Genomic DNA, 20,838 nt, shown 5'->3' on the forward strand with positions numbered 1-20,838 from the left:
AATAAGTTATTATTGACCTTCCATGATAAAAAATTATTTGGGCGGTTGCATGAGCTCAATAGTGATTCCGTCAGGGCTGCTTATATAGGCAACAACTGTCCCTGCACGCGGGCCGCTCGGGATCGCTTGTGAAGAGCCTTTTATTTCCCAGCCGTGCAATCTGATCTTTTCGACAGTCACATTTATATTCTCCACACTTACAGCGATATGTGCTGCGCCGATCGCGCCAGCGCTGCCAGGCGCCTTACCTAAAGTGCTAGCGGTCGAATACTCCAGAAGCTCTATAGGGAATCCTGAAGGTGATACAACAAGTGCCATACGGCACCGTGGATCATCGACACCCGTTACTTCTCGCAGGAAGTCACCGCCCATTTCGCCCTTACGTACAACTTCGAAACCCATAGCCTCCGTCCAGAATTTGATTGCATCTTCGAGCGAAGAGACTGAGAATCCAATGTGATCTATCACTACAGTGCCATTAATCATATCCAAGCTCCATTATTTCTTCACTTCGATTAATAATTTAAAATTTGTGCATTCGATCTATAATTTTGTATCTTTTACAGGAAGTTATTTTTGTCACCAGACTTTTTGAAAAGGTTTATTCTGACATTTCTCTATTTGGTCGCCCGAGCGACATCTCTCTTTGGCCTTGACAGTCAGATGGAACGCTCCTGCTTCTTCTTCCACTCCTGCTCCACCGCCCGCTTCGCCGTCGCCTTCATCGCGTACAGATGCCACAGCCGCCGCGGCTTCTTCTGGTCGCTGGCGGTGAGGGTGTGTTCCTTGCCGGTCTTGGGATCACGGTAGTAGGCGATGATGCCGGTGTAGTCGCCTTGGATCTCGTCGAGCAGGTCCTCCGGCAGCTTGGCTTCCAGCGCCAGGCGGGTGATGTAGACGCCGTCCGCCGTGAGGCTGTGCTGCACGTTCCCCTCATACCAGATGATGGCGTCAATCTTGGCCTTCACGCCCTGCAGGGTGTAGGTGAGCTCCGGGCGGCCCAGGGCGAGCTGGTAGGTGAGGGGACGGTACCGCACTGCGGGCGGTTCCACGGCTTAGGGCGGCGCGTAGCGCGGAGAGCGGGTCGGCATAGGTGTGGCGCAGGTCCTTCACGTTCTCGCCGCCGCCGGCGATGGCTTCCTGCTTCTTGGCGCTGTTGACGTCGTAGCGCTTGCGGTCGGCCTACAAGTAGCTGTTCCGGTCGCTGTCCCCGCAGATCAGGCTAGCGTCTTCTGTTCTTTCGAAGATCCTGACAGGGCCAGGTAGGCCACACCTGCCATGATCGTCACGTCTGCGAGGTTGAAGACGCCCGTATGGAGTGAACCCAGGTTCAGGACCAGGTAGTCGACAACGTGGCCATCGCGGAAGAATCTATCGATCAGATTCGAACCGCCTCCAAGAGCGATCAGATACAAAGCCGCCGAGCGACCTGGGGACTGCTTCCAACGCGAGAGTGCCCAGTAGATAACGGCTGCCACAGCTGCCAGCGCGCCAAGGAAAATCACTGATTTCACTGTCGGCGGCAGATCCTTACCGATGCTGAGGAAGGCGCCAGGATTCAGACTCAGGACCACATCCATCCATAGGCTAGAGGTGCCAAGTCGATAGGAGATTGCTGCAAGCTGAGCCAGCGCAGCGAGCTTAATCAACTGGTCTACCGCTACAAAAGCCAGTCCCGCCCTGCGATGGCCCACAGGGTCCAAGTGCTCCGCTTTATCTAAATCCCCGTCTATGTACGTTAAGCGGCGCCATGATCGCATCAAAGCTGCCTTTTAGCTTCGCAGATGGTATTTCGTCGAGAATTCAAAACCTGCGGGATCTAGGCGCGTTTCGCGTAGCTGACTCGCCAGAATGCGGTCTGATATAGCTCGCGACGGAAGAGTCAACGGCCATGCGGGTCGATACCAAATAAAAGCGGACACCCCTCACAGGTGTCCGCGTTGTCCATGCCCCTTACTTCGGCATCAGCACGGTATCGACCACGTGGATCACACCGTTGGACTGCATCACGTTGGCGATGGTGACGGCGGCCTTGCCGCCCTTGGCGTCGACCAGCCAGAGTTTGCCGTCATGCAGCTTCACGGTGAGGTCTTCGCCCTGGACGGTTTTCAGCCTGGTCATGCCGCCATGCATCTTCGCCTCGGCCATCAACTGCTTGGCGGTGTGGGTGCCGGGCACCACGTGGTAGGTCAGGATCTTGGTCAGGTCCGCCTTATGCTCGGGCTTTACCAGGGTATCGACGGTGCCGGCCGGCAGCTTGGCGAAGGCTTCGTTGGTCGGGGCGAAGACGGTGAATGGACCGCTGCCGTTGAGGGTGTCGACCAGGCCCGCCGCCTTGACGGCCGCCACCAGCGTGGTGTGGTCCTTGGAATTGACCGCGTTCTCGACGATGGTCTTGGATGGGTACATGGGCGCACCGCCGACCATGACGGTATCGGCGGCGAAGCTGAGTGGGGCGGTGGCACCTAGGATCGCGAGACTGGCTACGATGGCGATGCGCTTGAGCAAGGTGTGCATGGTGCGTCTCCTGAGTTCTTCGGCCCTCCGGATGAGGGTGATGAATGTACGGAGCGGCCCGGCAAACGGATGCATCAGAGCGCGATTATTTTTCCCTTGGCGATGATCGGTCCCGTGGGCGCGCCGGTCGGCGAACCGGTTCGCGGTTCGAGGGAGACCGCCAGTACCGCGCCTGGCGTCAGTGCCGGTGCGAGTCCGGCGGGTACGGTCAGGGTCACGGCCGTAGCGTCCTGGAGCAGGCCTAGCGCATGTGCTTTGCCATCCGCCGTGATGATCCAGGCCTCGGCGCTCCTGTCTGGCCAATCCGGCTTGCCGGCGGGCACGAACAGCAGTTGCCGGCCGTTCCCCTGCAGGGTGACGCTGAATGCCAGGCTGCCATTGCTCTGTTCCAGGCGGGCGAGCAGGGCGGGCGTCGCGACCTGCACCGGGCGCATCAGCATGAGCACCGCCAGCACCAGGGCAGCAACGAGCGCCAGTCCGGTCGCCCAGCGCCACAGGCGCGGGTCGTTCCAGCGGCGGATCGGCTCGGGTGCCGGTTGCTCCGTCGGGAAGAGCCGTTGCTGGATACCTTGCCAGACGTGAGCCGGCGGTTCGACGACCGGAAACTCGTCGAGCCACTCGGCGAAGTGCCGCTGCCAGGCCGCCAGTTGCGCCTGGTGTGCAGGCTCCCGCCGAACGAGTTCTTCCACCTGCAGGCGCTCTTCGGCGGACAGTACGCCCAGGGCGTATTCCGCGATGAGCAGCGCGTGTCGGTCGGTAGAGGGGATGTCGTCGTTCATAAGCCCAGGCACGCTCGCAGTTGCAGAAGGCCACGCCGAATCCAGCTTTTCATCGTGCCGAGCGCGATACGGTGGCGGGCGGCCAGTTCGGCATAGGAATAGCCCTCGAAGAAGGCGACCCGGATATAGGTCTGCTGGTCCTCGCCCAGGGTTTTCAGACAATGATCAATCTGGCGACGCTGGCGATGGGCCTCGAAGTCTTCGGCGACGGACGGGGTTGCCGGCCATTCGGCCAGGCTGTCGAGCGGCTCGTGGCGATGCTGGGCGCGGCGTCGATCGATGGCCTTGTGGCGCGCCAGGGTCGCCATCCAGGTCAGGGCGCTGGAAAGTGTGGCGTCGAAGGTACCGGCCTTGAGCCAGATAGCGGTATAGGCCTCCTGCAGGACCTCTTCCGCCTCCGCACGATCTGCCACGTATTGCAGGCATACGCCGAACAGCCGGCTCGAGGTCACCCGGTAGAGCGTTTCGAAGGCCAGGCGATTGCCCTGGCCGCAGGCCTGCAACAGGACATTGAGCGCGACGGGCTCCGGGTTCGTTTCAGCGCTGGCCGATACGGCTGATCTGCTCGTCAAGGATAGCGTTCCGGTAGGAGACACGGCAGTTTTTGTTTTTGCCCGGTAAGGCCTAGGCTTCGAGACGCTCTGGAGTGCTGGTCCTGACGGCTTCACTCCGCCAGCCCTCTGGAAGAGCCTTGGGCGATGGGTCCGATTTACCATCGAACGGACGGCTTCGCAATCGCGATCACCGTCCTGCGCGAACGGCCTCTCGCTGGCGGGGGGCTGCGGCCTGGCCGGCTCTGTTACCTGCGTATCCACCCCTTGACCACCTTTACACAAGGCTACATGCCAGGCCGTAGCTGCCTCGCGGGCTGAGCGGCTAGCATGCACGTCCAGATCGTCCGACTGTTCAGGTAGCCCCGATGTCGCTGTCTTCCGAATCCCCACGCTGGACCTCGCGCATCCTGCTGGTGGATGACGATCCGTCGATCCGCGAGTTGATCTGTGGCTATCTGGCGCGCTTCAGCATCAATGCCCGCGGGGTGGGTGACGGCCTGGAGATGCGCCGGGCGCTGGCGGAGGAGGCCTTCGATCTGGTGGTGCTGGATCTGATGCTGCCGGGGGAGGATGGGCTTTCCCTCTGTCGTTCGCTGCGGCGCGACAGCGGCATTCCCATCCTGATGCTGACCGCCCAGTGCGAGCCGGCGGATCGCATCATTGGCCTGGAGCTGGGCGCCGACGACTATATGGCCAAGCCCTTCGAGCCCCGGGAACTGGTGGCGCGGATCCAGTCGGTGCTGCGGCGGACCCAGGATGGCCGCGTGCCCCAGCGCAAGGCGCCGCGGACCAGTGTCAGCTTCGATGGCTGGAAGCTCGATGGCGTCCTGCATCAGCTGCACTCGCCGGCCGGGGTGATGGTGCCCCTATCCAATGCCGAGGTGCGGCTGCTGTGGGTCTTCATCGAGCAGCCGCGCCAGGTACTGAGCCGCGAGCAATTGCTCGATGCCACCCGCGGGCGGGCGATCGAGGCCTTCGACCGCAGCATCGATCTGCAGGTGTCGCGATTGCGCAGCAAGCTGGGCGACGATCCCCGGGCGCCCCAGTTGATCAAGACCGTGCGTGGCGAGGGCTATCTGTTCGACGCCCGGCAGATAGGGCACTAGCCGTGCGCCGCCTGGATACGCTGTTCGCCCGGTTGTTCGCGGTCTTTCTGCTGGCCATCCTGCTGGGCCATCTGCTGGCCTTCTTCTGGTTTCGGCATGGACTCGGCGAGCGACCGCCGCCGCCACCGCCGCCCATGGAGGGTGAAGCCGCCTTCGATAGGCCACCGCCGCCCGGACCTTTCCCGCACCGGGAGCCCGGCGTCTGGCGGCGCATCGAGTGGTTCCTCGGCGGTCCGCTGATCTTCCAGCTGGGCTCGCTGGTGATCGCCGCCTGGCTCGGAGCGCGATTGCTGACGCGGCCGCTGCGCCAGCTGACCGAGACTGCCGAACACCTGAGCCATAACCTCGACGGTTCGCCCATCCCGGTCACCGGGCCCTGGGAGACCCGGGAGGCCGCGCGGGCGCTCAATCGCATGCACCAGCATCTGCTCGAACAGCTCCAGCAGCGTGGGCGCATGCTCACGGCCATCTCCCATGACCTGCGCACGCCCCTGGCGCGGGTGAAGCTGCGTATCGAGGACATCGACGATCCGCGCCTGCATGCCCGGGTCAGCCAGGACGTGGACGACATGATCGAGTTGCTCGACGGCACCCTGAGGTACCTCCGCGAACAGCACCGCCAGGAGCGCCCCATCCTCTGCGACGTTCAGGCGCTGGTCGAGGCCATGGCCGAGGATGCGGCCGAGGAGGGCGCCCAGGTCGCTGTCGAGGGGAGCTGCCAGCCGCTGAAGGTGGCGCCCATGGCGTTGCGCTCCTGCCTGGGCAATCTGCTGCAGAATGCCCTGCGCTACGCTGGCCAGGCCGAGATCCGCCTGAGCGAACAGCCGGAGCGGCTGGTGATCTGCATTCTCGACCGCGGGCCGGGGATACCGGCCCAGTATCGGGAAGCGGTGTTCGAACCCTTCTATCGCCTGGAAAGGTCGCGCAATCGATCCTCCGGTGGGACCGGACTGGGCTTGGCCATCGCCCGGGAAGCGGCGGCGCACATGGGCGGCGAGCTGACCCTCGGGGAAACGCCCGGCGGCGGCCTGACCTGCCAGGTGGTGTTGCCACGCCCCTGATGTATCGCCGGGCATACAAAGTGACCAAATGGCTGACATCTACCGGGCGGATACTGGGAGGTGCGGAACACTGATGTCCGCATTTCCCGGGAGAGACATCCATGATCAGCGGAATAGGCAGTGGCTACTCCAGCTACTACTGCAGTGCCAGCGCGATCAAAGGCACAGGCACGGCAGCGTCCGGCAATAGCGTCAGCGCCAGCGAAGACGGCAATCCGTTGAAGAAGCTGTTCGGCAAGCTCGATGCCGATGGCGACGGCTCCATCAGCAAGAGCGAACTCACTACCGCCGCCAGCGCGGCGAGCGATACCCAGGCGGATACCGACGAGAGCGGGGCTATCGACGTCGACAAGCTGCTCGGCATGCTCGACCAGGATGGCGATGGCAGCGTCGGCGAAAGCGAATTCGCTTCGGCCTTCGCACCGCCGCCGGGCGGCCCCCAAGGGCAGAGGGGCACCGAGGAATCCGGCGATTCCAGCGTCGCCGGACCGGGCGGTTCAGCGCGTCCGCGCATGCCGCCGCCACCGCCGCAGGGGGCGAGCGTGCAAGGCGACAGCGAGGCCGATTCCAGCGCTCAGGCGTCGTCGAGCCCCTACACGCAACTGGTCCAGGCGGTATTGCGCCAGTACCAGAGCATTGGCAGCAACGGCGGCAGCACTGCCACGGGTAGCACCTTGAACGTGGCCGCCTGAGCGGAGATCGGCAACACAGGGCAGGGCGGCAAGCGGCCGTCCGGTCTGCGCAATCACGTTGCACTCGATTCTCTTCTCGCCGCCACCTCCTTTGAGGAGCGAGTACCTCGGCCTACGGCCAATCGGACTGGACCTCATCGCCTGCCGCCGCTCCGTCACAAATTCTCCAGCTGTTTCAGGATGTTGCCATCGCGGGTATGTCTTGGTGTGTTGCGAAAACGTTATGATATAACGTGCGCCTTCATTGGTTTGGCCGATGCTCGGTTGTCAGCTGCGGGTATCGGCGCTTTCGCTCTGCTAAGGACTGTCATGCCTGTATCCCGTACCCTTCGTTCGGCGCTGACCGCTTCGGCGTTGGCGACCCTGGTCGCCTTCGTGCCAACGCTTTCCAGCGCTGAGGAACGCGTCTTCGACGTGGTCGGCCCCTTCGAGATCGGTGGACTGGACCCGTCGATTTCCGGCTTCGTCTTCCAGCGCATGCAGATCACCGAGACGCTGCTCGAAGCCGATGCCCAGGGTCGGCCGATCTCTGGCCTGGCAGTGCGCTGGACCGAATCGGCGGATGGCCTCACCTGGCGGCTCGCCCTGCGCCAGGGGGTGAAGTTCCATGACGGCAGCGAACTCACGGCCGAGGCTGCGGCCGCTGCCCTCGATGCGGCGCGGGGCAGGCCGGGGGTGCTCAAGCAGGCGGGCATGGCGTCGGTCACGGCCGAAGGCAACGAGGTGGTGATCCGGTTGGCGAAACCCTTCAAGCCCTTGCTGGCGCTGCTGGCGCATTCCTCCACCAATATCCTGGCGCCGGCCGCCTACGACGCCGAAGGCAAGGTACAGCAGATCATTGGCACCGGGCCGTACCAGCTGACCCTGCTGGAACCTCCGCAACGCCTGGCTGCCGAGCGCTTCGCGGGCTACTGGGGCGCCAAGCCGGAGATCGCCAGGACCTCCTACCTGGCCGCCGGCCGTGGTGAGACCCGCACCCTGATGGCCGAGAGCGGTGATGCCGAGCTGGTATTCCAGCTCGATCCGCCCAGCATTGCCCGACTCAGGCGCTCCAGCACTCTCAAGGTGCTGATCGAGCCAGTCCCGCGGGTGGTGCTGCTGACCCCCAACTCCGGTGCCGGCGCCACCGCGCCGGTGGAAGTACGGCAGGCGCTCAGCCTGGCCATCCAGCGCGAAGGCGTCGCTGCTGCCGTGTTGCGCGCGCCGGGTACCGGGGCGACTCAGTTGTTTGCCAGGAATGTGCCCGCCTGGCACGACCCCGAGCTGGCGCCGCTCGCCTACGATCCGGCGGCATCGCGCACGCTGCTGGCCGGACAGGGCTGGACACCGGGATCCGATGGCATCCTGCAAAAGGACGGCACGCCGCTCAGGCTCAAGCTGCTGACCTATTCCGACAGACCCGAGCTGCCGCTGATCGCCACCGCGCTGCAGGCGCAGTTGCGCGAGGTGGGGGTGGACGTGGAGGTCGCGGTGCAGAACTCCAGCGCCATCCCGGCCGCGCACAACGATGGCTCCCTGCAACTGGCGCTCTATGGCCGCAACTTCGCCCTGGTACCGGATCCCCTGGTTACCCTGCTCAATGACTTCGGCCACGGCGGCGCGGAGTGGGGCCCGCTGGGCTGGAAGAACCCGGTCTTCGACCAGGCCCTGGCCGCGCTGCTGGCCAGCGAAGATCCAGCCGAGCAACAGCGTCAGCGCTACGCCGCCATGGCCCAGGTGCAAAAGGACCTGCCGGTGATCCCGGTGGCCTGGTATCGCCAGACCATGGCCGTGTCCAATGTCGTCGAAGGCGCCGCCATCGATCCCTTCGAGCGCACCTTCGGCCTGAGCAAGATGCGGTGGACCCCATGACCCGCCTGCTTGCCTTTCGCCTGCTGCAGGCGGGCCTGGTCGCCCTGCTGGTCGGGGGGCTCACCTTCCTGTTCATGAACCTGCTGCCGGGCGACGCCGCCTACCGCATCGCCGCCGGACGCTATGGCTATGACCTGGTGGATACCGCGGCGGCCGAGGCCGTGCGGGCCGAGCTCAATCTGGATCAGCCGCTGCTATGGCGCTTCTTCGCCTGGATCGGCGATCTGCTGACCCTGGATCTCGGCCATTCGCTGGTCTCCGGCAAGCCGGTGCTGGACGTCGTCGCCCACGAACTGGGCAGCTCCATCCGCCTGGCCATTGGCGCCGTCTGCCTGTCGCTGCTGCTGGGGCCGCCGCTGGGCGTGGTGGCCGGTCTGCGTCCGGGCAGCCTGCTGGACCGCGGCCTGCTGCTGCTGACCACCGCAATCCGCGCGCTGCCGCAATTCGTCCTGGGCGTGATCTTCGTACTGTTGTTCGCGATCTCCTGGCAGCTGTTCCCAGCGGCGGGGCACGGCACCTTCTGGCACAGCGTGCTGCCCACGCTGACCCTGGCCCTGGGACTGGCGGCCGTGTCGTCCCGGGTCGCCCGGGATGCCACCGTGGAGGTCGCGGCCTCCGCCTATTACAGCTTCGGCCGCCTCAAGGGCCTGAGAGGCGCCGGGGTCTTCCTGCGCCACGGCCTGCGCAATATCGGCGTGCCGGTGGTGACCTACCTGGGCGTGCAGCTGGTGTATCTCATCGAAGGCGTGGTGGTGGTGGAGACGCTGTTCGCCTGGCCGGGCATCGGCCACGGCCTGGTCCACGCCATCGTCCAACGCGACGTGCCCATGGTGCAGGGCACCGCCCTGGCGATGGGACTGCTGTTCGTCATCCTCAATACCCTGGTCGATCTCGCCAATCACCTGATCGACCCGCGTGGGAGAAACGCATGAATCTCGACGCTACCGCTGCCCTGGCGGCGCCTCCAGTGAAGTCTTCCGCGCGCGGACTGGGCCTGGGTCTGCTGGCCGTCTTGATCGCCTTCGCCGTGCTCACCCCGCTGCTCTGGCAGGGCGACATCGCCCGCCAGGACTATGAGGCGATCCTCGCGGGGCCCAGCAGCGCCTACCCCCTGGGCACCGATCACCTGGGTCGCGACATGCTGGCGCGGCTGTCGGTGGCCATCCGCTTCTCGCTGGGACTGGCCTTCATCAGCGTCTGCACCGCCGCCATTCCCGGCGTGCTGCTGGGTATCCTGGCCGCCTGGAAGGGCGGGCTGGTCGACAAGCTGCTGGGCGGGCTGGCCGAGTTGTTCCTGGCCCTGCCAGGCCTGCTGCTGGTCCTGCTGATCGTCGCGGTGTTTCCCGGTTCCTTCGTCGCCCTCTACAGCGCCGTGGCCCTGGTGCTCTGGGTGGAGTACTTCCGCATGACCCGGGCGCTGGCGCGCACCGTGCTGGCCTCGCCGGCGGTGGCCGCCAGCGGGCTGCTGGGCTTCGGGCCGGTCTACATCGTGCGCTGCCATCTCTGGCCGCAACTGGCGCCGGTACTCCTGACCATCGCTGCCTTTGGCGCCGCGTCGACCATCATGGCCATCGCCGCCCTGGGTTTCGTCAGCATCGGCGTGCGCCCGCCCACCGCCGAGCTGGGCCTGATGATCACCGAATTGCTGCCTTATTACGCCGAAGCGCCGCTGGTCATAGGCCTGCCAATCCTGGCGATCTTCCTGACCGTGCTGTCGCTGCTGCTCATCACCGGAGGACGCAAGCCATGACCGCCTTGCTCACTACCACGGCGCTGGAGATCCGAACTCCCGAGGCCCAACTGGTGGAACCGCTGTCCATCCGCCTGGCGCCGGGGCAGGTGTTGTCGATCATCGGCGAAACCGGCTCGGGCAAGAGCCTGTTCGCCCAGGGCGTCGTCGGCAACCTGCCAGCGGGGCTGCAAGCCCACGGACAGATAGGCCTGGCGGACGGCTTCAGCGAAGAAGGCCGCGAGGCCGGTCGCCGTAAGCACTGGGGCAGGGGGCTGGCGGTGCTGCCCCAGGAACCCTGGCTGAGCCTGGACCCGACCATGAAGGCCCTGTCCCAGGTCGCCGAGACCTATACCCAGGTGGTCGGCCTCGGCCGTGCCGAAGCCCGCGACAGGGCCAGCGCGGATCTGGCGCGCCTGGGCCTGTCCGGCGCCGAGCGCAAGTATCCCTTCCAGCTGTCCGGGGGCATGGCCCAGCGCCTGGCCTTTGCCGCCACCCATGCCGGCGGCTCGCCAGTGCTGATCGCCGACGAGCCCACCAAGGGCCTGGATCGCGATCGCATCGACGAGGTGATCGACCTGCTCAAGGCCATGTTGGCGGAGGGGGGCAGCCTGCTGATCATCACCCACGACCTGGAAGTCGCGCGCCGGCTGGGTGGCGAGGTGATGATCATGCTCAAGGGGCGGGTGATCGAATCGGGCACGGTTGAGCAGGTACTGGGCCAGCCGCAGCATGCCTATACCCGCCAGTTGCTGGCTGCCGATCCCGCGCAATGGTCGAAACGCGCCGCGCGCCCGCTCGCTGATGACGCCGTGGTCGCGGTAGAAGGCCTGTCTGCCCAGCGCGGCGGCAAGCAGCTGTTCGAAGAGCTGTCCTTTACCGTCCGGCCTGGCGAGATCCTCGGCGTGACCGGGCCGTCTGGCTGCGGCAAGTCGACTCTGGGCGACATCCTGCTCGGCTTGGCCGCGTCCAGTAGCGGGGCGATTCGGCGCCAGCCTGGTCTGAGTCGCTGCGCTTTCCAGAAGCTGCACCAGGACCCGGTAGCCGCTTTCGCGCCCTCGGTGACCCTGCGCCAATTGCTGGCGGATCTGGTGCGGTTGCATCGCCTGGAAGCGGCACGGATTGGCCGGCTGATGCAGCGCCTGCGGCTCGATGAGCGGCTGCTGGATCGCTTGCCCGGCAATATCTCCGGCGGCGAATTGCAGCGTTTTTCCCTGCTGCGCGTGCTCTTGCTCGATCCAGCGCTGATCTTTGCCGACGAACCCAGCTCGCGGCTGGATCTCATCACCCAGCAGGAGATGATCGAGCTGCTGGTCGAGACGGCTGAGGAATCCGGGACCGCCATCCTCTTGGTCAGCCATGACGAGGACCTGGTGGATGCCGTCGCCGATCGGCGCATCCACCTGGGCACCCACACCAGACCCCTGCAGGACCAAGCGCCGGCACGGGAGCAGGGCAGCCGCCTGGCTGAATCCCTGACCTGAGATCAGGGCCCGCACGGGGTGCGGGCCTGCCAACAGACGTCGCCAAAGCCGTGGTGGGATGCCACTGCCTTCGTGCGCGCGTCTTTCCAACAACTAGATCACCCACATTCCGCAGAGGACTTCATGGAACGCCTGCGCTATCAGAAAGGATTACCCCGAGCCAGTCGCTGGTTGCACGGCAGGCACCTGGCCGCGCCGCTGGCGCTGGGCGTATTGGGCGGCTGTATGGGGCTGCTGACGGGCGAGAAGGCCAAGGCCGACGGCTTCGTGGACGACAGCAAGCTCACCCTGACCCTGCGCAACTATTATTTCGGCAGTGATCGCCGCAACCGCCGGGCCGACCAGAAGGATTGGACACAGGGCTTTCTGCTCGACTACCAGTCCGGCTTCACCCAGGGCACGGTCGGGTTGGGCGTCGACGCGTTCGGCTACCTGGGCCTGAAGCTCGATGGCGGTCCCGGGCGCCGAGGAACCGGCAATCTACCCGTCCACGCCGGCAACCAACCGGCGGACGAGTATTCCCGCGCCGGCGCGGCGGCCAAGCTGCGTCTGGGACAGACGGTGGTGCGCTACGGTCAGCAACTGCCCACGGCACCGGTCTTCGCCATCAGCACCAGCCGCCTGCTGCCCCAGAGTGCCACCGGCTGGAGCATCCTCAGCACGGACCTCTCCGGCCTGACGCTGGAAGCCGGACATTTCACCTCGGGTACCGATCAGGTCAGCACCAACCGGGACGGTGACCTCTGGGCCGGTTATGCCCGGCGCCGCGCGGATCACGTCGACTTCGCCGGGGGCAAGTACGCCCTGGCCAAGGGTGTCAGCCTGTCGCTCTACGCGGCCCAGCTCGACGACATCTGGAATCAGTACTACGGCAACTTCAACCTGGTGCAGCCATTGTCGGCGAGCCAGTCGCTGACCTTCGATGCCAACCTGTACCGGACCCTCGATACCGGTGCCGCCAACGCCGGTCCCATCGACAACACAGCCTACAGTTTCGCGGCGGCCTACAGCCTCGGTCCTCAGACCTTTACCCTGGGCTGGCAGCGGATCGATGGGGATACGCCCTTCGACTACATCGGCATGGGCGACAACGGGCGCACCGGCGGCGGGCTGTTCCTTGGCAATGCCTCGATGTTCTCCGACTTCAACGCACCCGGCGAGCGCTCCTGGCAAGCGCGCTACGACCTCAACTTCAAGACCCTGGGCGTGCCCGGTCTCAGCCTCATGACCCGCTACATCAAGGGCAGTGACATCGATGGCAGCAACCTGCCCGTCACCAGCGCCTATCGCGGGCTGTACGGCGCCGACGACCGGGAGCGGGAGCTGAATCTGGAAGGGCGCTATGTCGTGCAATCCGGCTCGGCCAAGGGTCTGTCCATCCGGGTGCGCCAGGCCTGGCACCGTGGCTCGCTGTCCACCGGCGGCTCGGTCGATCAGCTGCGGGTGATCGTCGACTATCCGCTGCGCCTGCTCTAGCGCCGGCAATCGTTACCGCGAGGGGCGACGCCACGACCGCTGGCAGTCGGTTCGTGGCCGTCCGTCGTCCCCAGCTTAAGGGGGCTCCGCTACGCCGATATCCCTAATAGTCATTTTATTAGGGATAGCCATTCATGAGCCTTCGCAGCCTCAACGTCGCGCCCCGCGCCGTGCTGTTCTTTTCCGTGATCGTGTTGATCGTCTTCGCCCTCGGCGGCGTCGCCGTGGTGCAGATGGGCAAGCTTTTCGAGGCGGAGCAGGAAGTGGAGACCAACTGGCTGCCGGGCAACCAGCTGGCGGCGAAGATGAGTGGCGGATTGCTGCGGCTGCGCCTGGAAAGTCTCAGGGCTACCACCACACCGGACCCGCAGCTGCGCGCCCAGACCGTCGCGGCCTTTCCCGGCTATCGCGATGCTTTCTTCACCGCGGTCAAGGACTACGAAAAGACCTTGGCCAACGCTGAAGATCGCCAGTTGTACGCCGCCGTGGTCAAGGGCGCCGAAAGCTACCGGACCCTGCTGGATGTCTTCGAGTCCAAGCTGCGCGCGGGCGACAACGAAGGCGCCATCGTCCTGATCAACACCTCGATCCGTCCGCTCACCAACGCGCTGGAAAAGACCATTGCCGAACTGAGCGCCTTCAACGAGCGCGGTGCCCAGGCGGCGGGGCAGGCGGCGGGCGCCACCTATGCCAACGGCCTGTTCTGGGTCTATGGGCTGATCGGCCTGACCATAGCGGCCACCGTCGTGCTTGCGGCTCTGCTGATCCGCAGCATCACCCTGCCGGTGGGCGAAGCCCTGCGCATCGCCCAGCGGATCGCCCGCAAGGATCTCACCGAGCGGATCACCGTGGTCGGTCGCGACGAGGCGGCAGGCATGCTGCAGGCCCTGGTCCAGATGCAGGGCAATCTGCGTGACACCGTTTCCCATATCGCCGACAGCTCGACTCAGTTGGCCTCTGCCGCGGAAGAGATGACCGCGGTGATCGACGAAGGCAGCCGCGGTTATGTGCGGCAGAACGACGAGGTCAACCAGGCTGCCAGTGCCGTCACCGAGATGAGTTCGGCGGTGGAGGAGGTCGCGCGCAACGCCGCCGATGCGGCCAGCACCTCGCTGCATACCCAGATCCTGACCAGCGAAGGGCTGGACAAGGTTACCCGCACGGTCCAGTCGATCGAGGCGCTGGCGCAGAACGTGGCCAGTACCAGTGAGCAGATCCAGGCCCTGTCGTCCCGCGCCCAGGACATCAACGCCGTGGTCGAGGTCATTCGCGCCATCGCCGAGCAGACCAACCTGCTGGCGCTGAATGCCGCCATCGAGGCAGCGCGGGCGGGTGAGCAGGGCCGCGGCTTCGCCGTGGTCGCCGATGAGGTACGGGCATTGGCCCATCGCACCCAGCAGTCGACTCGCGAGATCGAGCAGATGATCGGCGCCATCCAGAATGATTCATCCCAGGCCGTCAGGGCCATGGCCGAGAGTCAGCAACTGGCCGGTGAATCCACCTCGGTCGCCCAACTGGCCAATGTGTCCCTGGAGCAGATCGCCGAATCCATCTCCCAGATCAACGACCGCAATGCGGTCATCGCCACCGCCGCCGAAGAGCAGGCGCAGGTGGCGCGAGAGATCGATCGCAACATCACCAGCATCCGTGACCTGGCCACCCAGAGCGCGACCGGCGCCACCCAGACCGCCAGCGCCAGCGCCGAAGTTTCCAGGCTGGCCAACGGATTGAATCGCGTGGTTCGCGAATTCGCCGTCTAGAACGAGGACGGCGACGCCTTCTCGCCCCGCGGAGGCGGGAAGGCGTCCTTGCGTCCGGCTTCAGGTTCGTTGCGGCAATAGAAAGACTAACAGCGGCTCCGGGGCATCCGCCCGTGCGACTGCGCTGCGCTGGCACGCCTGCTCGCCGCTGGAATGCCCGCCAGACAATCTTTAGTATTCCGTTACATCGCGTCTGGCATCGGGTAGAGAACGAATCGGCGCTTGGCCTGCCTAAACAGTGTCCAATCAACCCGGAGTCCTACCATGAACGCGAAGAAAATCTCTGCCTTGATGTTTGCTGGTCTGATCGCTGCCAGTGGCGCTGCTTTCGCCACCGAAGGCGCAGGCAATCCGCCGAAGGCCAATAGCGCTGGTATGGGCACCCCGGCTGGTCAGAAGACCGGTGAAGGTGCAGGCGCCGCGACCGGTGCCGGCAAGACCACGCTCAACGAACAAGGCCAGAAGCAACAGCAGTAATGTCCAGGGGGTCGCCGGCACGTCCGGCGCCCCCTAAATCTGCGTCTAGCATGGAACTTTGCAGGCCCCGTGTGTCAAAGGGAGCCGAGCGTGTGGGTACAGGGGTCAGATGGTGAGTGCGGAACAGAGCAAGGTTGTCCTGGTCGTCGAGGATGAGCCGCAGATTTTGATGATTCTGGCGGATTATCTTTCCGAACTGGGTTACACGGTCTTGCAGGCACCCTCGTCACTCGAAGCTTTTCGCATCCTGGCCGGCCGACCACGTCTCGATCTGCTGATCACCGACTTCCGCCTTCCCGACGACGTCTCGGGCGTGATGATCGCCGAACCGGCTCTCAAGTTGCGCCCCGACCTCAAAGTCCTCTTCATCAGTGGCTATCCCGCCGAGATCATCGATACCGGTTCGCCGCTGCTCGGCAAGGTCCCCTTGCTGACCAAGCCGTTCTCCCTCGAGCGTCTCCACCTGCAGGTTCAGAAGCTGCTCGGCGCCTGATCCGCATCCTCTGCACAGATCGTTTTTCCGCCATGACAGTCTATTGATCAGGTGCGACCAGTCCGGTCGCTTCAGGTTGGAGATATCGGCATCCATGGCTATCAAGCATTTCGATCATCACGAAGCGATCTCGTCCGCCGTTCCGGCCGAGCAGGGATTCGAAGCGGTCATCGCCGTCAAGGCGCGTCGCGAGGATGCCCATCCGACCTTTCACAAGGTTGCTACCGAGCGCCATTTCGATCTGGCTTCCGAGGCGGAAGAGGCGGCGGATGCCGCGCTCAATCGCGTGACGGAAATCGGCGATGACGATGAACTCCTCTGGGACGAGCGAGCCATCTGATGAAGAGCGACCAGGAGCAGCGCGAAGAACCTCGACAGAGCCAGGAGTCCACTCCGGAAGATCCGGAGCTGAGTCGCGAAGAAGAGGAGGACGTCGGCGAAAGCCAGCTGCCGCGTGCCGTGGTACTGCACGAGATCATCCGCACCCAGGGTGATCACGAGTTGGAGCGCACCGTCGCCGCACTGTTCTGGTCGGCTCTGGCGGCAGGTCTGACCATGGGCCTGTCGCTCATGGCCATGGGCCTGCTCAATGCCAACTTGCCAGAGGGTGGCTTCAGCAAGGTCATTGCCAGCTTCGGCTATTCGGCCGGCTTCCTGGCCGTGATCCTGGCGCGGCAGCAGCTGTTCACCGAGAACACCCTGACGGCCGTATTGCCGGTGATGAGCGAACCTACCTTGCACAACCTCGGCCGCCTGGCCCGGCTGTGGAGCATCGTGCTGGTCGGTAACCTGATCGGCACCATCCTGGTCGCCTATGTGGTCTTGCACCTGCCACTGTTCGACGCCAAGACGGATGCCAAATTTCTCGAGATCGGCACCCACGTCATGGAGAACGACGCCTCGGCGATGTTCGCCAAGGGCATAGTGTCGGGCTGGATGATCGCTACCATGGTCTGGATGCTGCCCGCGGCGGAAAACGCCAGGATCTGGATCATCGTGCTCATCACCTACCTCATGGCCTTGGGCGACTTCACGCACATCGTGGTGGGCAGTGTGGAGGTGGCCTATCTGGTCTTCGCCGGCGAGGCGAGCTGGGGCGACTTTCTGCTGACCTTCGCCGGGCCGACCCTGGCGGGCAACATCGTCGGGGGCAGTCTGATCTTCGCGCTGATCAGTCATGCTCAGGTACGCAGTGACACCTGAAAGCGGAAGGGCCGGCAAATTGCCGGCCCTTCGCGGTGATCAGGCAGTTGCTTCGATCACTCGTCGTCGTTGAGCTGACCCATGGCGGTGGTGTTGAAACCACCGTCGACATAGAGGATCTCGCCGCTGATGCCCGACGCCAGGTCGGAGCAGAGGAAGGCACCGGCGTTGCCGACTTCGTCGATGGTCACATTGCGGCGCAGCGGCGTCTGGCGCTCGTTGGCGGCCAGCATCTTGCGGAAGCTCTTGATGCCCGAGGCGGCGAGGGTGCGAATGGGGCCGGCGGACACGGCGTTGACGCGGGTGCCTTCCGGGCCGAGGCTGCCGGCCAGGTAACGGACGCCGGCTTCGAGGCTGGCCTTGGCCATGCCCATGACGTTGTAGTTCGGCATGGTACGCTCGGCGCCCAGGTAGGACAGGGTCAGCAGGCTGCCATTGCGGCCGCGCATCATCTCGCGACCGGCCTTGGCCAGGGCAACGAAGCTGTAGGCACTGATGTCGTGGGCGATCTTGAAGCCGTCGCGGGTGGTCACGGCGGTGAAGTCGCCGTCCAGCTGGTCGCCAGGGGCGAAGCCGACCGAGTGGACGATGCAGTCCAGGCCATCCCACTTCTTCGCCAGCGCGGCGAACACGGCTTCGATCTGGGCGTCATCGGCGACGTCGCAGGGGAAGCACAGCTCGGGATTGGAACCCCAGCCGGCGGCGAATTCTTCGACGCGACCCTTGAGCTTCTCGTTCTGGTAGGTGAAGGCCAGCTCGGCGCCTTCGCGGTGCATGGCCGCGGCGATGCCGGAGGCGATGGACAGCTTGCTGGCGACGCCGACGATGAGAACGCGCTTACCGGCGAGAAATCCCATGGTTTTTTCCTCTTCTGTGTTGAATCCCGGGCAGCAGCCAGGGGCTGAGGTCCGGGTTGGGCAGGGCTCTGCGCAGGTCAGAGCGAGATCTTGGCCTGGCTCCACTAGGGGTCAGGCACGGGTGGGGCGGTAAGGTAGCAGGTCGATACCCGGGACAAAAGCGCTGGTTGACCGCTGCGGTGCGCGGTCGCGCTTCAGTTGAGGAACAGCGTCAGGGTCTGACCAGGGGTCAGGGCGGAAGCGATGCGCGGATTCCAGTCCTGCAGCGCCTGCACGCCGATGTTGTAGCGCTTGGCGATCTGATAGAGGGAATCGCCAGCCTTGACCCGATAGTAGGTGGGGGCGGCCTTGGCCGTCTTGGCCGTCTTCACCGCCGACTTGGTGGTCTTGACGGTATAGGAGGCCGGCAGCGCCACGGCCGTGGCGGCGCTGCTGCCCGTGCCGTGCAGCTTCAGCGTCTCGCCGACCTTGAGGCCGCGCTTGCCGAGATCGTTCCAGCGCTTGAGGTCGCCCAGTTCCACCTCGTTGGCCCGGGCGATGGACCAGAGGCTGTCGCCGGTCCGCACCCTGTAGGTCCGCACCACGGGTTCTTCGGCCACGGCGATGGTCTCGAGGGGTGTCGTGGTCTTGCCGGTCTCGCGACGCGGGATCATCAATTCCCGGCCCGCGGCCAGGCGGCTGCTGCTGCTGAGCTTGTTGAGCGTGGCGAGTTGCTCGACGCTCACGCGATTGCGCTTGGCCACGCTGCGCATGGTATCGCCGCGGCGCACCTGGTATTCCTGCCACTGCACCACGGCATCGGAGGCAATGTTGGGCAGGGTCGCGACTAGGCGCTTGGCCTTTTCCGCCGGTACCAGCAGATGCTTAGGGCCGTCCATGGTCACACGCTGCGTGTAGGCGGGATTCAGGCGATAGAGCTCGTCGGCGTCCAGGTCCGCCAGTTCGGCCACCCGGGCCAGGTCCAGGTGCTGCTTGATGTCCACGACTTCGAAATAGGGCTCGTCCGGGATGGACTCCAGGGCCAGGCCGTAGGCGTCCGGATTGCGCACGATCTGGGAGACGGCGAGCAGCTTGGGGACGTAGTCCTGGGTTTCCGGCGGTAGCGACGACAGATTCCAGTAGTCGGTGGGCAGGCCGAGCGACTGGTTGCGCTCGATGGCGCGGCTGACCGTGCCTTCGCCGGCATTGTAGGCAGCCAGGGCCAGCAGCCAGTCGCCACCGAACATGTCATGCAGCTTGCTCAGGTAGTCCAGGGCGGCGTTGGTCGAGGCGGTGATGTCGCGGCGACCGTCATAGAAGCGGGTCTGGCGCAGATTGAAATACTTGCCGGTGGTGGGGATGAACTGCCACAGACCGGAGGCGGCGCTGCGCGAGAGGGCGTTGGGGTTGAAGGAGCTTTCCACGACCGGCAGCAGGGCCAGTTCCAGCGGCATGTTGCGCTCTTCCAGGCGCTCGACGATGTAGTGCAGATAGGGCGCGCCGCGACTGCAGGACTGCGCGAGGGCGGCTTCGTGGCTGGCGTACCAGAGACGCTGACGATCGATGCGCGGATTGGTGCCGTTGTCGCCGGCGCCCTGGAGCTGATAGCCGTCCCGTACCCGGTCCCAGATGTCGCCGCTGGTAGCCGCCGCGGTCGGTGCCTTGCGCAGCCATTCCGGCGGACGCTGCATCTTGCTTTGCGTCATGTGCAGATCGGCCTGATAGGCACGATTGTCTGGCTGCTGGTTGCTCTGACAGCCGGCGAGGAAGACGGCGAGGCAGAGCGCCGAGACTTTGAAGGAGGTGGCCAGCACGTCTGGTTCGCGGGTTTTCGGCGTCGCTGGCGGCATCGGTCTGGGCTTTCCGGGAGCTGGAGGATGGGCGATTCTAGGAACCGCATCCCGGGGGGTCAAGGAACAACCCCTTAGCCTGTGACCTGTACGACGACCGCGAACCCTGGCTTACAGCGTGCTGGCGGGGTCTGGGCAATAGGTGTCAGAACGTGTCCTTCCAGCCTCTCAAGGCCGCGAAATAGGTATCCTCCGGCGCATCTGCCGCGACCCCGCGTTCCTCCTGCAGACGCAGACGCACGCTGTTTTCGGCGGTACGCAGGAAGGGATTGATGCGACGTTCGCGGCCCAGGGTGGAGGGCAGGGTGGGGCGCTGGGCTTCCCGCAGCTGCTGAGTCTCGGCCAGGGCCTGCTGCACCGCGGGGTTTTCCGGTTCCACCGCCTGGGCGAAACGCAGGTTGCTGAGGGTGTACTCGTGGCCGCAGTAGATTTCGGTGGCGTCCGGCAGGCGGGCCAGGCGCTGCAGGGAGGTCAGCATCTGGCTGGGCGTACCCTCGAAGAGTCGGCCGCAGCCGGCCGAGAAGAGGGTATCGCCGCTGAACAGCAGGGGTCGCTCACCCGCGGCATGGAAGGCGATGTGGCCAGCGGTATGGCCGGGCACTCGCAGGACCTCGAAGGGAACGCCCAGCACCTCCAGGCGCTGGCCGTCCGCCAGGGGGAGGTCGACCGCGGCGATGCGTTCGTCAGCCGGCGCACTGACCCGGGCGCCGCTGCGTTGCTTGAGCGCAGTGATGCCACCGGTGTGGTCGTTATGGTGGTGGGTGATCAGGATATCGGTCAGGCGCCAGGCCGGATTGGCATCGAGCCAGGCCAGGACGGGGGCGGCATCGCCCGGATCGACCACGACCGCCTGTCTTGTCGCGGCGTCCTTGATCAGCCAGATGTAGTTATCGTTGAAAGCGGGCAGCGGAAGAATGTCGAACATGGATGAGCTCTCTGGTCGGACTGCAGGCCCCTAGGGTAGCAGTGG

The 20,838-nt window shown here is 64.9% G+C and carries 21 protein-coding genes and 2 pseudogenes; 14 read left to right on the forward strand and 9 right to left on the reverse strand.

Annotation, left to right across the window (positions count from 1 at the left end; genetic code table 11):
- Window positions 1-33: 33 nt before the first annotated feature.
- From PVZ77_RS09520 to PVZ77_RS09545, 6 genes and pseudogenes are all read right to left on the reverse strand, one after another.
- Window positions 34-486: a VOC family protein gene (locus PVZ77_RS09520; protein WP_273807328.1), complete on the reverse strand. Its 453-nt coding sequence runs from the start codon at window positions 484-486 to the stop codon at window positions 34-36.
- A gap of 173 nt (window positions 487-659) precedes the next feature.
- Window positions 660-1,167 (reverse strand): annotated as a pseudogene (locus PVZ77_RS09525) (phage late control D family protein); the annotation flags it as partial.
- Window positions 1,168-1,217: 50 nt separating this feature from the next.
- A complete protein-coding gene (locus tag PVZ77_RS09530) occupies window positions 1,218-1,694 on the reverse strand; it encodes a signal peptidase II (RefSeq protein ID WP_310045617.1) in 477 nt (158 codons plus the stop codon).
- 259 nt (window positions 1,695-1,953) lie between these two features.
- A complete protein-coding gene (locus PVZ77_RS09535) occupies window positions 1,954-2,517 on the reverse strand; it encodes a fasciclin domain-containing protein (protein WP_273807330.1) in 564 nt (187 codons plus the stop codon).
- A 74-nt stretch (window positions 2,518-2,591) separates the two neighbouring features.
- Entirely contained in the window at window positions 2,592-3,296 is a 705-nt protein-coding gene (locus PVZ77_RS09540; RefSeq protein ID WP_273807331.1) for an anti-sigma factor, read from the reverse strand.
- Window positions 3,293-3,868 carry a sigma-70 family RNA polymerase sigma factor gene (locus tag PVZ77_RS09545; protein WP_273829826.1) on the reverse strand — a complete coding sequence of 192 codons (576 nt, stop codon included), beginning with the start codon at window positions 3,866-3,868 and terminating at the stop codon, window positions 3,293-3,295. The genes PVZ77_RS09540 and PVZ77_RS09545 overlap by 4 nt, the downstream gene beginning before the upstream one ends.
- A 347-nt stretch (window positions 3,869-4,215) precedes the next feature.
- On the opposite strand from PVZ77_RS09545, the gene PVZ77_RS09550 reads away from it, so the two are divergent.
- The 14 genes and pseudogenes from PVZ77_RS09550 (at window position 4,216) to PVZ77_RS09610 (ending at window position 17,182) form a co-directional block, all read left to right on the forward strand.
- A complete protein-coding gene (locus tag PVZ77_RS09550; RefSeq protein ID WP_027602269.1) occupies window positions 4,216-4,956 on the forward strand; it encodes a response regulator in 741 nt (246 codons plus the stop codon).
- Window positions 4,957-4,958: 2 nt separating this feature from the next.
- Window positions 4,959-6,017, forward strand: coding sequence for an ATP-binding protein (locus PVZ77_RS09555; protein ID WP_273807333.1), 1,059 nt, complete (start codon window positions 4,959-4,961; stop codon window positions 6,015-6,017).
- A 101-nt stretch (window positions 6,018-6,118) separates the two neighbouring features.
- The gene (locus tag PVZ77_RS09560) at window positions 6,119-6,709 is read left to right on the forward strand and encodes an EF-hand domain-containing protein (RefSeq protein ID WP_273807334.1); all 591 of its coding nucleotides are present in this window, start codon (window positions 6,119-6,121) and stop codon (window positions 6,707-6,709) included.
- A gap of 309 nt (window positions 6,710-7,018) precedes the next feature.
- Window positions 7,019-8,560 (forward strand): ABC transporter substrate-binding protein, encoded by a 1,542-nt coding sequence (locus tag PVZ77_RS09565; protein ID WP_273807335.1) that lies wholly within the window; start codon window positions 7,019-7,021, stop codon window positions 8,558-8,560.
- Window positions 8,557-9,492 (forward strand): ABC transporter permease, encoded by a 936-nt coding sequence (locus PVZ77_RS09570; protein WP_273807336.1) that lies wholly within the window; start codon window positions 8,557-8,559, stop codon window positions 9,490-9,492. The genes PVZ77_RS09565 and PVZ77_RS09570 overlap by 4 nt, the downstream gene beginning before the upstream one ends.
- Window positions 9,489-10,310, forward strand: a complete 822-nt coding sequence (locus tag PVZ77_RS09575) for an ABC transporter permease (protein ID WP_273807337.1) — start codon at window positions 9,489-9,491, stop codon at window positions 10,308-10,310. The genes PVZ77_RS09570 and PVZ77_RS09575 overlap by 4 nt, the downstream gene beginning before the upstream one ends.
- Window positions 10,307-11,773, forward strand: coding sequence for an ABC transporter ATP-binding protein (locus tag PVZ77_RS09580; protein ID WP_273807338.1), 1,467 nt, complete (start codon window positions 10,307-10,309; stop codon window positions 11,771-11,773). The genes PVZ77_RS09575 and PVZ77_RS09580 overlap by 4 nt, the downstream gene beginning before the upstream one ends.
- A gap of 171 nt (window positions 11,774-11,944) precedes the next feature.
- On the forward strand, window positions 11,945-13,249 hold the full coding sequence (locus PVZ77_RS09585; protein ID WP_405046287.1) for an OprD family porin: 1,305 nt from the start codon (window positions 11,945-11,947) through the stop codon (window positions 13,247-13,249).
- A 134-nt stretch (window positions 13,250-13,383) separates the two neighbouring features.
- Window positions 13,384-14,154: pseudogene (locus PVZ77_RS26055) on the forward strand (MCP four helix bundle domain-containing protein); the annotation flags it as partial.
- A gap of 66 nt (window positions 14,155-14,220) precedes the next feature.
- Window positions 14,221-15,009, forward strand: coding sequence for a methyl-accepting chemotaxis protein (locus tag PVZ77_RS26060; RefSeq protein WP_443218053.1), 789 nt, complete (start codon window positions 14,221-14,223; stop codon window positions 15,007-15,009).
- Between the two features lie 264 nt (window positions 15,010-15,273).
- Window positions 15,274-15,486, forward strand: coding sequence for a hypothetical protein (locus PVZ77_RS09595; RefSeq protein ID WP_037007037.1), 213 nt, complete (start codon window positions 15,274-15,276; stop codon window positions 15,484-15,486).
- Window positions 15,487-15,595: 109 nt separating this feature from the next.
- On the forward strand, window positions 15,596-15,979 hold the full coding sequence (locus tag PVZ77_RS09600; RefSeq protein ID WP_085982650.1) for a response regulator: 384 nt from the start codon (window positions 15,596-15,598) through the stop codon (window positions 15,977-15,979).
- Window positions 15,980-16,073: 94 nt separating this feature from the next.
- Window positions 16,074-16,319, forward strand: a complete 246-nt coding sequence (locus PVZ77_RS09605) for a hypothetical protein (RefSeq protein ID WP_273807341.1) — start codon at window positions 16,074-16,076, stop codon at window positions 16,317-16,319.
- Entirely contained in the window at window positions 16,319-17,182 is an 864-nt protein-coding gene (locus tag PVZ77_RS09610) for a formate/nitrite transporter family protein (RefSeq protein WP_273807342.1), read from the forward strand. Before PVZ77_RS09605 ends, PVZ77_RS09610 begins: the two co-directional genes overlap by 1 nt.
- A gap of 56 nt (window positions 17,183-17,238) precedes the next feature.
- Here the strand turns inward: PVZ77_RS09610 and fabI are convergent, their stop codons facing one another.
- From fabI to gloB, 3 genes are all read right to left on the reverse strand, one after another.
- The gene (gene fabI / locus PVZ77_RS09615; RefSeq protein ID WP_042134086.1) at window positions 17,239-18,039 is read right to left on the reverse strand and encodes an enoyl-ACP reductase FabI; all 801 of its coding nucleotides are present in this window, start codon (window positions 18,037-18,039) and stop codon (window positions 17,239-17,241) included.
- Between the two features lie 194 nt (window positions 18,040-18,233).
- Window positions 18,234-19,868: a lytic transglycosylase domain-containing protein gene (locus tag PVZ77_RS09620; protein ID WP_273807343.1), complete on the reverse strand. Its 1,635-nt coding sequence runs from the start codon at window positions 19,866-19,868 to the stop codon at window positions 18,234-18,236.
- Between the two features lie 145 nt (window positions 19,869-20,013).
- Window positions 20,014-20,793 (reverse strand): hydroxyacylglutathione hydrolase, encoded by a 780-nt coding sequence (gloB, locus tag PVZ77_RS09625; RefSeq protein ID WP_273807344.1) that lies wholly within the window; start codon window positions 20,791-20,793, stop codon window positions 20,014-20,016.
- Window positions 20,794-20,838: the final 45 nt, after the last annotated feature.

This window comes from Pseudomonas sp. SHLD1, assembly GCF_028640935.1.
In the GTDB taxonomy this organism is placed as follows: Bacteria; Pseudomonadota; Gammaproteobacteria; order Pseudomonadales; family Pseudomonadaceae; genus Chryseomonas; species Chryseomonas aestiva.